The following is a 14,570-nucleotide window of genomic DNA, read 5'->3' on the forward strand; positions in this document are numbered from 1 at the left end:
CGCTCAGGCCAGCGCGCGGCGCGGGTCGGCAGTGAGGAAGCGCTCCGCCTCGTGCGCGGGAACGGGCCGGCCGACGGCGTATCCCTGAACGTAGTCGCAGCCATAGTCGCGCAGCATCCGCGCACTTTCCGCGTCCTCCGCCCCCTCGGCAACGACGGCGAGGTTCAGGTCGTGCGCCAGGTCGACCACCGCACGAACGATGGCACGGGCCGAATCCTCGCCCTTGGCGAGACCAGCGACGAAGCTTCGGTCGATCTTCACCGTGTCGAACGGCAGCCGCTTCAGCGTCGCGAGCGAGGCGTAGCCCGTTCCGAAATCGTCGAGCGCGAGACCGGCGCCGAGGTTGCGGATCTCCTCCAGCAGGCGGGCAGCCCCGTGCGGGTCGGTCAGCACCTGGCTCTCGGTCAGTTCGAGCTTCAGCGTCCCGGGTTCGAGGGCATGCCGGCGCAGTGCATCGCGCACGTCCGTGACGAGGCCGCGGCCCAGAAGCTGAAGACTGGACACGTTCACGCTGACGAACAGGGGCTCGTCGCTGCCGATGCCTTTGCGCCCCTGCCAGGCGGCAAGCTGGCGCGCCGCCTCGAACAGGACATAGCGGCCGATGTCGCCGATGAGCCCCGTTTCTTCCGCAAGCGTGATGAAGGAGCCGGGCGACATGAGGCCCCGCTCCGGATGACGCCAGCGCAGAAGCGATTCGAAGCCCGCGAGCGTGCCGTCGGCGGCACGGAAGATCGGCTGGTAATGCAATTCGAGCTCGTCACGCTCCAGCGCGCGGCGCAGGTTCTGGTCCGGACGCCCCGCGTCCGCCGCAGGCGCCGCGTCGGCGCGGCGCTCCACGACGATGGCGCCGGGCCCGGACAGCTTGCCGCGCAGCAGCACGGTCTCGAGATCCGCCATAAGGTCGGCAACGTCGCCCGGCGCACGGCCCACGATCAGAGCGGAGATGCCCGCCGTGACAGATATCTCGCGCCGGCCGATCGCATAGGGCCGGGCGATCGCGGCAGAGATCGCCTCGGCGAGGCCCTGCACTTCCCCCTCGTGGCGGATGTCGGGCATCAGCGCCACGATGCGGTCGTCGCCATAGCGGGCACATAGCGCGCCCCCGCCCAGGATGTCCTCCATGCGCGCGGCGACCCCTGCCAGGACAGCGTCGCCGCCCTCCGGCCCCAGGCTGTCGTTGAGCGCGTGGAACCGGTCGATGTCGAGCAGGAGGACGGTGAAGGCCGCGGCCGCCTCGCCCGCGGGCGTATCCTCGACCCGCTCCGTCAGGCGCTGGAGCCGCTGCAGGAACACCGCACGGCTCGAAAGGCCGGTGACGGGATCGCGCACGAGGTCGCGGATGCGCCGTTCCTCCGCCTGCTTCTCCAGCGTCACGTCTTCCACCGTGGCGACGCAGCGCGCCGCTTCCCGGTCCGGGCCGATGAAGGTCCGCCCCTCGAAGCGCAGCCAGCGCCAGCCCCGCCCGCCCTCGTCGGCGATGCGGAAATCGAGGCTGAAAACCTCCCGCCGGCGGGCGCGCGCGTTCTCGATGGCGGCGACCACAAGCTCCCTGTCGGCGGGGTGCAGCCGCTCGAACCAGCTTCCGGTCCCCTCCTCCGTGGTCTGTTCCGCAAGGCTCGGCTCCAGGCCGAGAAGCTGGCGGGCCCCCTTCGAATAGGTGATGCGGTCGCCGCGCATGTCCCAGGAGAGGGTCGCCGTCTCCGACCGGTCCGACGCGAGGTCCGACACCCTGCCCTGCGACCCCATGCGCAGCGCCGCGCCGCTGTCGATGCGCACGAGCAGCGTGTAATAGAGAAGGCCGAAGATCAGGCCGCCGTCGGCGAGCGCCGCGACGAGCAGGCCCGAACCGCTGGCAGCGCCCCCGGTGCTCTGCGCAAACAGCGCACCGCCGACGACCGGCAGCCAGGCCACGAGCACGAGTTCCGCGCGCCGGACACCGCGCACGGCCAGCGCCGCCAGCACGACGAAGCCGAGCCCCGAGACGCCGAGCCAGATCGCGAGCAGGACCGGCGCCGCCAGTTCCGGCACCACGATGGCCGCGACGGCGCCCGCAGCACCCAGGATCGCCTCGACCCCGCGCAGGGCCGCATTGAGGCGCGGCCGCAGACGTTCGAGCCGCATGTAGCGCCGCGCGAAGAAGATCGCCGAAACGGGAACGAGCACGCCCACGAAGAGCGAAAGCCGTCCGAGATGGGCGAAGTCCGGGATCTTCAGCAGCGCGATCTGGTCCTGCGCGGCCATGTCGAACGCGAGGACGGTCCCGAGCAGGCCCAGCAGCGACATCGCGCCCGCATCGCGCACCAGCGTCCAGCGGGCCAGCAGGTAGGCCGCGACCGCGCCGACCAGACCGATGCGCACGCCGAGAAGCCAGCCGCGCGCCTCAAGCATCTCAGGCGGCAGAAGCGCCGTGAGCGAGAAGGCAAACGCCGGCCATGACGCGCCGATGGCGGCCAGCACGGCCGCGCCCAGGGCAAGATGCCTCGCTGCCGCCCCCGCCCTCACGCCGTCCCCCGCGGGTCGTCGGAGGCGAGACGCGCGAACAGGTGATGGTCGCGCCATTCGCCCGCGATCTTGAGATACTGGCGGGCGTGGCCTTCCCAGGTGAAGCCGCGGCGCAGCAGCAGCATGCGCGACACCTCGTTCGCCGGAAGGCAGGCCGCCTCCACCCGGTGGAGGTCGAGGTCGGCGAAGGCGAAGGCGAGCACGGCGTCCACCGCCTCCCCCATGTAGCCCTGCCCCGCGTGCCGCTCCCCCATCCAGTAGCCGAGAGATCCCGACTGGGCCACGCCGCGGCGGATGTTCCCCAGCGTGATCCCGCCCAGCACATCGCCGGTGCGCCCGGTCCGCAGAAAGAGCAGGAAGGTGAAGGCCGTGCCCTCGCGCTGGTCCTTCTGGATGCGCTTCAGGCGGCGGCGGTAGCCCATGCGGGTGAGGTCGTCGACGGGCCAGAGCGGTTCCCAGGGCTGGAGAAAGGCGCGGCTCTCCCGCCGGATGGCAGCCCACGAGGCGTAATCCGCTGCTTCCGGCGGGCGCAGGGCCAGCCGGTCGGTTTCGAGCACGGGCTCGACATCCGTGCGGCCGAAGCCGCGCAGCAGCGCCATGGTCCCCGGGTCCCCGCCCTCCCCATTGCACGCAACCCGGCCGAAACCGCCCACCCCTCCCCCGCCGGGGCGATGCCGAGTCAGCCGAACCGCGCCTTGAGTGTAGCGTACTTTTCGAGCGATTGAACGGGGCCGAGCGCGGCGAGCGCGGGCGGGCCGCCATGCATCAGCCGCGCGGCGAAACGGCGCACGGCGTCTGCGTCGACCGCGTCGATGGCGGCGGCCACCTCGTCCACGCCCATCACGCGGCCCCAGACAGACAGCTGGCGGGCGATCTGCTCTGCGCGGACGGCGGGGCTCTCGTAGCTCATCAGCAGCCCCGCCTTGATCTGGGCGCGGGCGCGGGCCACCTCCTCCTCCGTCGCGTCGCCGGCAAGCTTTTCAAGCTCGTCCACCACGACCGCGAGCAGATGCGCCGCCTCCGACGCGCCGGTGCCCGCATAGACGCCGACCATGCCGCCGTCGGCCAGCGAGGAGGCGAAGGAGAAGACGGTGTAGGCAAGGCCGCGCTCCTCCCGCACCGACTGGAACAGGCGCGAGGACATGCCCCCGCCATAGACGACGGAAAAGACCTGCGAGGTGAAATAGTCGGGATCGCCATATCCCACGCCGTCGAGGCCGAGCGCGATGTGCGCCTGTTCGAGCTTGCGCCGCCGGCGCACCTCCCCGCCGGCAAAGCGCAAGGGCGCGCCTTGCGGACGCGCGCCGGGCGCCATGTCGCCGAACGCCGCCTCGGCGAGCGCCACCACCTCCCCGTGGACCACACGGCCCGAAGCGACGAGCGTCATCGCCGCCGCGCCGTAGTGGCGGGCAAGGAAGTCCCGGATCGCGTCCCGCGTCAGGCCGCCCACGCTGTCGCGCGTGCCGAGGATCGGACGGCCCGCCGCCTGCTCCGGATAGGCGATTTCCTGCAGCAGGTCGAAGATCAGGTCATCGGGCGTGTCCTCGACCTCGCCGATTTCCTGCAGGATCACGGCACGCTCGCGTTCGAGTTCCACCGGCGCGAAGGTCGAGTTGCGCAGGATGTCGGCCAGGATGTCGACGCCGAGGGGCACGTCCTCGGCCAGCACGCGGGCGTGATAGGCGGTCTGGTCGCGGCTCGTGTAGGCGTTGAGATGGCCGCCGACGGCCTCGATCTCCTCCGCGATACCGCGGGCGCTGCGCCGCGCGGTGCCCTTGAACGCCATATGCTCCAGCATGTGGGAGAGGCCGTGCTCGTCGCCGCGCTCGTGCCGGGCGCCAACCTCGACCCAGACGCCGAGTGCGGCGGACGCAAGCGACGGCATCGGGTCGGTGACGACCGTCAACCCGTTGGGAAGCTGCGTGATCTCGACGCTCATGCGGTGCTTGCGACCTTCTCCCCGATCGCCTGCTTTATCGCGGCGAGGTCGTTCGGCAGCACGCTCATCCGCTCCGGCCGGTCGAACAGGTCGGCGAGATGCGGCGGCAGGCCGGGACGCGCCTTGGTTGCCTTCTCGACCGCGTCGGGGAACTTGGCCGGGTGCGCGCAGGCAAGGTGGATCATCGGCGTCAGCGGATCGCGGCGCACGCCCACCGCCGCCGCCACGCCCACCGCGGTGTGCGGGTCGATGGTCAGGCCCGTCTCGGCATGGACCCGGCGGATCGTCGCGAGGATGCGGTCGTCGTCGACGCTGCCCGCGTCGAAGGTGCGCCGCACCTCCTCCAGAGCCGGTCCGGGCAGGGTGAAGGCGCGCGACTGCTGCAGGCCGTCCATCAGCCCCTGGACGGCGGCGCCGTCGCGTCCCATGACCTCGAACAGCAGCCGCTCGAAGTTCGACGAGACCTGGATGTCCATGGAAGGCGACAGGGTCTTCACCACCTCGCCCATGGAATAGGTCCCGGTCTCGATCGTCCGGGCGAGGATGTCGTTGGCGTTGGTGGCGATCACAAGCTGCTCGACCGGCAGCCCCATGCGGGTCGCCACATAGCCCGCAAAGATGTCGCCGAAATTGCCCGTCGGCACGGAGAAGGAGACGCAGCGCGAGGGCGCGCCCAGCGCGGTCGCGGCGGTGAAGTAATAGACCGCCTGCGCCATGACGCGGGCCCAGTTGATCGAGTTGACCGCGCCGAGCCGCATCCCGTCGCGGAAGGCGTGGTCGTTGAACATCGCCTTCACGAGCGACTGGCAATCGTCGAACGTGCCCTCGACCGCGATGGCGTGCACATTGGGCGCGTCGACCGTGGTCATCTGGCGGCGCTGCACCTCCGACACGCGGCCGTGCGGGAAGAGGATGAAGACGTCGGCCGCCGCACGGTCGCGGAACGCCTCGATGGCTGCCGAGCCCGTGTCGCCCGAAGTCGCGCCGACGATGGTCACCCGCTCCCCCCGCTTCGTCAGCACATGGTCGAACAGCCGCCCGATGAGTTGCATCGCCACGTCCTTGAAGGCGAGCGTGGGGCCATGAAACAGCTCCATCAGCCAGTCGGACGCGCCCGTCTGGACGAGCGGCACGACCGCCTTGTGCCGGAATGTCGCGTAGGCGTCGGCGACGATGGCTGCGAGGTCGTCCTTGCCGATCGCGTCGCCGACATAGGGCGCGAGGATGCGCACCGCGACGTCCTCGTAAGACCGGCCTGCCAAGTCGGAGATCTCGTCCAGCGAGAACAGCGGCCAGCTTTCCGGCACATAGAGGCCGCCGTCGCGGGCGAGCCCGGCCAGCAGAACCTCCTCGAACCCCAGGACGGGCGCGCGTCCGCGCGTACTCACATAGCGCATGCCTTGGCTCCTTGCCGTCTCACGCCGGGCTTTCCTTGCGCGCCTGAGGCGTCCGCGTCAAGCGGCGCGGCCAAGCCGCCCCTCCCGGATGTGCCACGCGACATAGACGCCCGCAAGCACCAGGGCGAGGCTGAACCAGGTCGCGGCGTAGCTCAGGTGGTTGTTGGGGATGCTGGCGACAATGGTGGCGGGGTCCCGTCCCCTGGGCAAACCGCCGGGCACGGGGCTCTCGTCGGCCTCCACGAACCAGTCGGTACGCACGGAAACCTCGCCGAGGCCCGCGAGCACCTCCAGGTCGATGGCGTAGGCCGTGCGCGTGCGTTCCTGCGGGTCGGGAACGAAGAGGCCGCTGCTCTCCCCCGGCCGGAGGATGCCCGTCACGGTGGCGGGGGCCGGCACCTGTCCCTCCTGCCGGACCTCCGGGTTGCGCAATGGCTCCGGCACGAAGCCGCGGTTGACCAGAATCACCGGCTGCCCCTCCTCCTGGCCGTCCGGCACGAAGGGGGTGAAGACCAGCACGCCCGGCACCCGGTCGCGCGAGGTGAAGACATAACGCTCCTCCCCGTGCAGGAAGCGGCCCTGCAGCCGGACATGGGCATAGGCGGGGTCGGGCGCACGCAGCGCCTGCGCAAGCGGTACGGGCGCCGCCTCGACGGCCTGGCCCACCCGGTCGAGCAGCGCACCCTTCCACTCCGCCCGCTGAAGCTGCCACACGCCGAGCGAACAGAGGATGGAGAGGCCGAGGGCGGCGAGCACGCTCGGCCACAGCATGGGACGGAAGCTCATGGCAGGGCGCGGCCCGCGATCATTCGTCGAGCCGCCCCTCGGCCGCGTTGTGGCGGTATTGCAGCGCGATCATCACACCCTTGAAGGGCCGCAGCAGCAGGAGCGGCAGACCGATCCCCAGCACAGCCGCCACCACGGCGTGCACCCAATAGGCCGGCTGCCAGGTGAATTCGAGATAGAGGATGGCCGCGCCCACGATGGCACCCACGATCAGGATGATGAAGATCGCAGGCCCGTCCCCGGAATCGGCGCGGGAGAGGTCGAGGCCGCAGACCTCGCACCTCTCCCGCACGGTGAGATACCCCTTGAACAGGCGCCCCTCGCCGCAGCGGGGGCACTTGCACGCAAGCCCGGTCGAGACGGGTGACGGATGATCGCTCATCAGGCTCCCTTCGGCCGGCCAGGCCCGCCGCGCGGTCAGGCCCCCCAGACGTAGATCGAGGCGAACAGGAACAGCCAGACCACGTCGACGAAGTGCCAATACCAGGCTGCCGCCTCGAACCCGAAGTGGTGATCGGGCTTGAAATGACCCTTGAGCGCCCGCGCCAGGCAGACGATCAGGAAGATGGTGCCGACGATGACGTGGAAGCCATGGAAGCCCGTCGCCAGGTAGAAGGTCGCGCCGTAGATGTGGCCCGAGAAGGCGAAGGCTGCGTGGCTGTACTCATAGGCCTGCACGCAGGTGAACAGAAGACCCAGCGCCACCGTACAGATCAGGCCGTTGACGAGGCCCTTGCGGTCGCCGTGCAGCAGCGCATGGTGCGCCCACGTCACGGTCGTCCCCGAAAGCAGCAGGATCAGCGTGTTGATGAGCGGCAGGTGCCAGGGGTCGAACGTCTCTATCCCCTGCGGCGGCCAGACGCCGCCCGTCAGGTCGGCCCGCGCAAGCTGCCGCGCGTCGCCCGGGAACAGCGAGGCGTCGAAATAGGCCCAGAACCAGGCGACGAAGAACATCACTTCGGAGGCGATGAACAGCACCATCCCATAGCGCATGTGAAGCTGCACCACGGGGGTGTGGTCGCCCTTGTGCTCCGCCTCGTTCACGACGTCGCGCCACCAGCCGTACATCGTGTAGAGGATGCCGAGCAGACCGGCGATCGCGACATAGGGGCCGATCATGTCGTGCAGGTAGAACACCGTGCCGACCGCCATGACGAACGCGCTGACCGAGGCGATGATCGGCCACGGGCTCGGATCAACAAGATGATAGTCGTGACCTTTGGCGTGCGTGTCGGCCATGTTCGTCCCCGTCCCTCAAAGACACCCCTGAAGCCCTGGGCGGAAACGGCCGGCCGGCCCTTCCCCTCGCCCCTGGCGATCTCGTTTAATTCAACTCCCCGCCCCCTTCAACCGCGCCGTTCGCGCCAGCGTGCGCGGTCTGCGGCGGATCGGCCGGGTACATGGTGTAGGAAAGCGTGATCTGCGTGACATCGTCCAGGTTCGGATCGTCCATGATCGCCGGGTCGATGAAGAAGGTGACCGGCATGTCGACGCTCTCACCGGGCTCCAGCCGCTGCTCGGTAAAGCAGAAACACTCGATCTTCGAGAAATAGAGCCCGGCTTTGTGCGGCGTCACGTTAAAGGTCGCCGTGCCGGTGATGGCGTGATCGGTGCGGTTCTCGGCCCTGTAGAAGGCGAGTTTCTCCTCCCCGATCTTCAGGTCGATCGACCGCTGCTCCGGCTTGAAGTGCCAGCCGAGCCCGCGCGCGGTGTTGGCGTCGAACTGCACGCGAATCACACGCTCGCCCGCCACTCCCGGCGCCTCGAGCGCGGCCTGCGTCGTGCCGCCATAACCCGTCACGCGGCAGAAGAGGTCGTAGAGCGGGACAGCCGCATAGGCGAGGCCGGCCATGCCTGCCGCGATGCCGACGAGTACCACGACAGTGTTGCGCATCCGCGCCTGCATGCGCGTGCGATCTTTCTCTCCGGCTGCGTTCATCGGTCTCTCTCCCCGGTCCCTAGAGCGGGCGATCCAAGATCTGCACCCCAACCTTCACAACCGTGATGAGGAAGAACAGGACGACCAGCGCGCCAAGAACGAGGGCCACCGCGATGTTGCGGCCCTTGCGGCGCTTGTGCTCACGGTGCAGCGGCATCCGGTGTTCCTCAGCCCAACGACGGCGTCATGCCCTCGACGAGCAGGAGCGCATAGAGAATAAACAGGTAAAGGATCGAAAAGGCGAAGAGACGCTTCGCCGCAGGCTCCTCGCCCGCGTCGCCGCCGCGCCACAGCTTCGCCGCGAGCCCGATGAAGATCGCATTGAGAACGAGCGCGGGAACGCCATAGACCGGTCCCGCGAAACCCAGCCCCCACGGCAACAGCGTGACCGGCGCCATCACGAGGCTGTAGAGCAGGATCTGCCGGCGCGTCGCGGCCTTGCCTGCCACGACCGGGAGCATCGGCACGCCGACACCCGCGTACTCCTCCGCCTTGTAAAGCGAGAGCGCCCAGAAATGCGGCGGCGTCCACAGGAAGATGATGGCGAAAAGCACCACCGGCTCGACCGTCACGGTTCCGGTCACGGCCGCCCAGCCGATCATCGGCGGCAGCGCACCCGCCGCGCCGCCGATCACGATGTTCTGCGGCGTCCAGCGCTTCAGCCACATCGTGTAGATCACGGCATAGAAGAAGATCGTGAAGGCCAGCAGCCCGGCAGCGAGCCAGTTGACCGCAAGCCCGAGCAGAAGCACCGAGGCGCCAGACAGCGCGATCCCGAGCGCCAGCGCCTCCCGCGCCGTCACGGCCCCGCGCGGGATCGGCCGCGTTTGCGTGCGGCGCATGACCGCGTCGATGTCGGCGTCGTACCACATGTTGAGTGCGCCCGATGCGCCAGCGCCCACCGCGATGCAAAGCAGCGCCGTGAAGCCCAGGATCGGATGCAGATCGCCCGGCGCCAGCACGATGCCCACCAGCGCCGTGAACACCACGAGCGACATGACGCGCGGCTTCAGAAGCTGGAACAGATCCGACGCGCTGGAAAAGCCGTCGTGTGCCTGCTCGCTGCCAATGTCGAGGGCGGTGTCGCTCATGTCACCTCGTCTGGTTTCCCTGGCGTCCGTGTCACGTTGCGGGCTGTATGCCCGGATTGCTTCGCCTGTCATGGCACGGGGCCAGGCAAGCCGCCCGGCCCCGTATCCTTCGTTCCGGTCGCGCGCGCCTACTTGATGCGCGGCAGCTCGTTGAACTGGTGGAACGGCGGCGGCGAGGAGAGCGTCCATTCCAGCGTCGTCGCGCCTTCGCCCCAGGGATTCGCCTCGACCTTCCGCTTCTTCGCGAAGGAATCGTAGAGGATGTAGACAAAGAGCAGCACGCTCACGGCCGTGATGTAGTAGCCGATCGTCGCCACGTAATTCCACCCGGCAAAGCCGTCCGGATAGTCCACGTAACGGCGCGGCATGCCGGCGAGGCCCAGGAAGTGCATCGGGAAGAAGATCAGGTTCACACCGATGAACGTCAGCCAGAAGTGCAGCTTGCCCAGGAACTCGCTGTACTGCACGCCGAACATCTTGCCCTGCCAGTAGTACCAGCCCGCGAAGATCGCGAATACCGCACCCATCGACAGCACGTAGTGGAAGTGCGCCACCACGTAGTAGGTGTCGTGCAGCGACTGGTCCACGCCGGCGTTCGCGAGCACGACGCCCGTCACGCCGCCGACGGTGAACAGGAAGATGAAGCCGATCGCCCAGATCATTGGGGTGCGGAACTCGATCGAGCCGCCCCACATGGTCGCGATCCACGAGAACACCTTCACGCCCGTCGGAACCGCGATGACCATGGTCGCCACCACGAAATACGCCTTCGTGTCGACGTCGAGGCCAACCGTGTACATGTGGTGCGCCCAGACGATGAAGCCGACCACGCCGATCGCGACCATCGCGTAAGCCATGCCGAGGTAGCCGAACACCGGCTTGCGCGAGAAGGTCGCGACGATGTGGCTGATCATCCCGAAGCCCGGCAGGATCAGGATGTACACTTCCGGGTGGCCGAAGAACCAGAACAGGTGCTGGTAGAGGATCGGGTCGCCGCCGCCGGCCGGGTCGAAGAAGGTCGTGCCGAAGTTGCGGTCCGTCAGCAGCATGGTGATCGCGCCTGCCAGGACCGGCAGCGACAGCAGCAGGAGGAATGCCGTCACCAGCACCGACCAAACGAACAGCGGCATCTTGTGCAGGGTCATGCCCGGCGCGCGCATGTTCAGGATCGTGGTGATGAAGTTGATCGCGCCGAGGATCGAGGACGCACCCGCGATGTGCATCGACAGGATCAGCAGGTCCATCGCCGGGCCGGGCGAGCCGGAGGTCGACAGCGGCGCGTAGAGCGTCCAGCCGCCACCATGGCCGAGGCCGCCGTCACCCTCGACGAACATCGAGAGGAAGAGGAGCGACACAGACGCCGGCAGAAGCCAGAACGAGATGTTGTTCATCCGCGGGAACGCCATGTCCGGCGCGCCGATCATCAGCGGCACGAACCAGTTGCCGAAGCCCCCGATCATGGCCGGCATGACCATGAAGAAGATCATCAGCAGCGCGTGGTTGGTCACCAGCACGTTGTAGAGGTGATGGTCGCCGCCGAGGATGCCGTCGCCGGGGGCACCCAGCTCGATCCGGATCAGGCCGGACATCACGAAGCTGACGAGCCCCATGACGATGGCGAAGATCAGGTACATCGTGCCGATGTCCTTGTGGTTGGTGGAATAGACCCACCTGCGCCACCCGGTCGGCACATGTTCATCGTGGCTCGCGTGCGTGGAGTAGACCATCGTTATCGTCCCGCTTTACCTGTTCTGCGGCGGGCGGCCCGAACCGGAGCCTGCCCGCAAACCCTGTCCCGCGCGTCAGTCTGCCTTCCCTGCAGCCGCAACCTTCTGCGGCTGGGCAGCCTCAAGCTCCGCCAGGAGCTTGTTCGCCGCCTCCAGATCGTCCTGCGCGGCGGCGGCCCACTTCTCGAAGTTCTCCTTCGAGACGACCTTCACCATGATCGGCATGAAGGCGTGATTCACGCCGCACAGCTCCGAGCACTGGCCGTAGAAGGTGCCTTCGCGCTGCGCCTTGAACCAGGTCTCGTTCAGGCGGCCGGGAACCGCGTCCATCTTGATCCCGAACGCCGGCATCGCCCAGTTGTGAATCACGTCGGCGGCCGTCACCTGCAGCTTCACGACCGTGTCGACCGGAACGACGACCTGCGTGTCGGTCGCGAGCTTGCGCGGCAGACCCTTTTCCACCGCCTCGTCGTCCGTCAGCATGATCGACAGGAAGTCGAAGCCGCCGTTGTCCGGATACTCATACCCCCAGTACCACTGGTAGCCCGTGGTCTTGATCGTCAGTTCCGGCTCCGGAATGACGTCCTGGAAATAGAGCAGCCGCAGCGACGGAACCGCGATCACGACGAGGATCAGGATCGGCACGACCGTCCAGATCACCTCGATCGCCGTGTTGTGGCTGGTCCGCGACGGCGTCGGGTTGGCGCGGCTGTTGAAGCGCACCATCACGTAGATCAGCAGCCCCAGGACGAGGATGCACACCACCGTGATGATCGGCAGAAGGAGGTTGTGCAGGGCGTCGATGTGCTCCATCACCGGCGTCGCGGCGTCCTGAAACCCGAGCTGCCAGTCCTTCGGCTCTGCCGCGGAGGCGGCCCCCGCCGCCAGCGCCGACGCGCCCGCAAGGAACCCCGCGAAAAGTCGCCTACCAAACCGATCCATCAGACCCGTCCTTGTCGTCCCTGAGTCGCGGGCCCCGCAAGACCCGCCATTCAATCCTGCCGCCGGCCGCGCCGGAGACGCCCCTTATTTACATATCGCCGCGGTATAATAGCCCGCGCCTGATCAGAAACCACAAATGGCGAACGCCCGCAAGCGCCACACGCCCGCCGCCCCTGTTTCGGACACACTGTCGCAATGCCTTCCGGTCATGGCGAACCAGACCGTGACAAGCGCCTTTTAACGCACAATATGCCCAACGAGGATAAGTTTGACGATGCGACACAACGACGGAGGCGCGCGCGACATGACCCACACCCCCGATCACCTGTTCTTCGAGCGTACGGGGATGGACCGCGCCCGCGTGCAGCGGACGGTCGACGAGGCGCTGAAGGGTGCCGACGACGGCGAACTGTTCCTCGAATACACCCAGTCCGAGGTGCTGGGCTTCGACGACGGGCGCCTGAAGACCGCGAACTTCGACGTGGGCCAGGGCTTCGGGCTGCGCGCGGTCGCGGACGAGGCGACGGGCTATGCCCACGCGTCCGAGCTGTCGGAAGCCGCCATCGGCCGCGCCGCGGAGGCCGTGCAGGCCGTCAAGTCGGGCCATGCCGGCAAGGTCGCCGACGGGCCGACAGGCACCAATTTGCGCCTCTACGAGGACTTCAATCCGCTGGGCGAGCATGACTTCGCGCAGAAGCTGAAGGTCCTGCAGCAGATCGACGCCTACGCCCGCGGGGCCGATTCGCGGGTGCGGCAGGTCTCCGCCTCGCTCGCGGGCACCTGGCAGGCGGTCGAGATCGTGCGCGCCGGCGGGCAGATCGTGCGCGACATCCGGCCGCTCGTCCGCCTCAACGTCTCCGTCATGGTCGGCGAGGGCGACCGGCAGGAAACCGGCAGCTACGGGACCGGCGGGCGCACGGGCTTCGGGGAGTTCCTGAAGGAGGAAACGTGGCGCGGCGCGGTCGACGAGGCGATCCGGCAGGCGCTGGTGAACCTCGAAGCCGTGCCTGCGCCCGCGGGCGAGATGACCGTGGTTCTCGGCCCCGGCTGGCCCGGCATCCTGCTGCACGAGGCGGTGGGGCACGGCCTCGAGGGCGACTTCAACCGGAAGCAGACATCGGCCTTCGCCGGACTGATGGGCGAGCGGGTAGCCGCCCCCGGCGTCACCGTCGTGGACGACGGGACGATTCCCGGCCGCCGCGGCTCCCTGACGGTGGACGACGAGGGCACGCCGTCGTCGCGCACCGTGCTGATCGAGGACGGCATCCTGCGCGGCTACATGCAGGACCGGCTCAACGCCCGCCTCATGGGCATGACGCCCACCGGCAACGGACGGCGCGAATCCTTCGCGCACATGCCGATGCCGCGCATGACAAACACCTACATGCTGGGCGGCCAGCATGACCCGGCGGAGATCCTGGCGAGCGTGAAGAAGGGCCTCTACGCGGTCAATTTCGGCGGCGGGCAGGTCGACATCACGTCTGGCAAGTTCGTCTTCTCCTGCACCGAGGCGTACATGGTTGAGGAAGGGAAGATCACCGCGCCGGTGAAGGGTGCGACGCTGATCGGCTCCGGCCCGGAAAGCCTCAAGCACATCTCGATGATCGGCAACGACATGGCGCTCGACCCCGGCATCGGGACTTGCGGCAAGGCGGGTCAGGGCGTGCCCGTCGGCGTCGGCCAGCCGACCATCAAGCTCGACGGCATGACCGTCGGCGGCACGGCGGAAGCGGCGTAGACACCGCCCCGCATCACGCCAAGGCTCCGCGCATGGGTCCCCGGCACAAAGGCCGGGGACGACACAGCCAAAAGACCGTCATCCCCGGGCTTGTCCCGGGGATCCATGAACATTGACGGACGCGTGCAGAAGGGAAGCGGTGGCAACCGCCTCCATCAAGGCATGCATGCCCGCGCATGGGTCCCCGGCACGGGGGCCGGGGACGACGGGCAACAGGCGCTTGACGGGCGCGCCTCTCGCGCGCAACGCTCTCGCCCCATGAAACCGGTATTCGTTCAGATCAAGTGCGAGCTGGGGCGGGCCTATGCCGTCGCCGACCAGCTCGTCCAGGAGGTGGAGCAGACCAGCGAGGTCTATTCCACGTCCGGCCATTATGACCTTCTGGCCAAGTTCTACCTCGGCGCGGACGAGGATATCGGCCGCTTCGTGAACGAGAAGGTGCATCCGATTCCGGGTGTGCGGGACACCTTCACCATCATCACCTTCAAGGCCTTCGCCTGAACTTTCAG

14 protein-coding genes are annotated in these 14,570 nt (G+C 68.2%); 2 read left to right on the forward strand and 12 right to left on the reverse strand.

The annotated features are described in order from the left end of the window. Positions 1–3: 3 nt before the first annotated feature. From NJQ99_RS14380 to coxB, 12 genes are all read right to left on the reverse strand, one after another. Positions 4–2,502, reverse strand: coding sequence for a putative bifunctional diguanylate cyclase/phosphodiesterase (locus NJQ99_RS14380; protein ID WP_269333564.1), 2,499 nt, complete (start codon positions 2,500–2,502; stop codon positions 4–6). Next, positions 2,499–3,101, reverse strand: coding sequence for a GNAT family N-acetyltransferase (locus NJQ99_RS14385; RefSeq protein WP_269333565.1), 603 nt, complete (start codon positions 3,099–3,101; stop codon positions 2,499–2,501). The genes NJQ99_RS14380 and NJQ99_RS14385 overlap by 4 nt, the downstream gene beginning before the upstream one ends. Before the next feature lie 80 nt (positions 3,102–3,181). After that, on the reverse strand, positions 3,182–4,441 hold the full coding sequence (locus NJQ99_RS14390) for a M16 family metallopeptidase (RefSeq protein ID WP_269333566.1): 1,260 nt from the start codon (positions 4,439–4,441) through the stop codon (positions 3,182–3,184). Then, positions 4,438–5,838 carry a threonine synthase gene (gene thrC / locus NJQ99_RS14395; protein WP_269333567.1) on the reverse strand — a complete coding sequence of 467 codons (1,401 nt, stop codon included), beginning with the start codon at positions 5,836–5,838 and terminating at the stop codon, positions 4,438–4,440. Before thrC ends, NJQ99_RS14390 begins: the two co-directional genes overlap by 4 nt. A gap of 57 nt (positions 5,839–5,895) precedes the next feature. Continuing rightward, complete coding sequence (locus NJQ99_RS14400) at positions 5,896–6,609, reverse strand: SURF1 family protein (RefSeq protein ID WP_269333568.1); 714 nt, start codon at positions 6,607–6,609, stop codon at positions 5,896–5,898. 34 nt (positions 6,610–6,643) lie between these two features. Further along, positions 6,644–7,006 (reverse strand): DUF983 domain-containing protein, encoded by a 363-nt coding sequence (locus tag NJQ99_RS14405; protein ID WP_269333569.1) that lies wholly within the window; start codon positions 7,004–7,006, stop codon positions 6,644–6,646. A gap of 35 nt (positions 7,007–7,041) precedes the next feature. Then, positions 7,042–7,863: a cytochrome c oxidase subunit 3 gene (locus NJQ99_RS14410; RefSeq protein WP_269333570.1), complete on the reverse strand. Its 822-nt coding sequence runs from the start codon at positions 7,861–7,863 to the stop codon at positions 7,042–7,044. Between the two features lie 85 nt (positions 7,864–7,948). Continuing rightward, the gene (locus NJQ99_RS14415) at positions 7,949–8,563 is read right to left on the reverse strand and encodes a cytochrome c oxidase assembly protein (RefSeq protein WP_269333571.1); all 615 of its coding nucleotides are present in this window, start codon (positions 8,561–8,563) and stop codon (positions 7,949–7,951) included. A gap of 19 nt (positions 8,564–8,582) precedes the next feature. Continuing rightward, complete coding sequence (locus NJQ99_RS14420) at positions 8,583–8,720, reverse strand: hypothetical protein (RefSeq protein WP_269333572.1); 138 nt, start codon at positions 8,718–8,720, stop codon at positions 8,583–8,585. 10 nt (positions 8,721–8,730) lie between these two features. Continuing rightward, positions 8,731–9,654 carry a heme o synthase gene (locus tag NJQ99_RS14425; protein ID WP_269333573.1) on the reverse strand — a complete coding sequence of 308 codons (924 nt, stop codon included), beginning with the start codon at positions 9,652–9,654 and terminating at the stop codon, positions 8,731–8,733. Positions 9,655–9,782: 128 nt separating this feature from the next. Continuing rightward, the gene (gene ctaD, locus NJQ99_RS14430; protein ID WP_269333574.1) at positions 9,783–11,381 is read right to left on the reverse strand and encodes a cytochrome c oxidase subunit I; all 1,599 of its coding nucleotides are present in this window, start codon (positions 11,379–11,381) and stop codon (positions 9,783–9,785) included. 75 nt (positions 11,382–11,456) lie between these two features. After that, positions 11,457–12,323, reverse strand: coding sequence for a cytochrome c oxidase subunit II (gene coxB / locus NJQ99_RS14435; protein ID WP_269333575.1), 867 nt, complete (start codon positions 12,321–12,323; stop codon positions 11,457–11,459). Between the two features lie 346 nt (positions 12,324–12,669). On the opposite strand from coxB, the gene tldD reads away from it, so the two are divergent. Together tldD and NJQ99_RS14445 are read left to right on the forward strand one after the other, a co-directional pair. Beyond that, positions 12,670–14,061, forward strand: a complete 1,392-nt coding sequence (gene tldD, locus NJQ99_RS14440; RefSeq protein WP_269333657.1) for a metalloprotease TldD — start codon at positions 12,670–12,672, stop codon at positions 14,059–14,061. A gap of 258 nt (positions 14,062–14,319) precedes the next feature. After that, on the forward strand, positions 14,320–14,562 hold the full coding sequence (locus tag NJQ99_RS14445; RefSeq protein WP_269333576.1) for an Lrp/AsnC family transcriptional regulator: 243 nt from the start codon (positions 14,320–14,322) through the stop codon (positions 14,560–14,562). Positions 14,563–14,570 lie beyond the last annotated feature (8 nt).

Source organism: Futiania mangrovi (assembly GCF_024158125.1).
GTDB classification, from domain to species: Bacteria; Pseudomonadota; Alphaproteobacteria; order Futianiales; family Futianiaceae; genus Futiania; species Futiania mangrovi.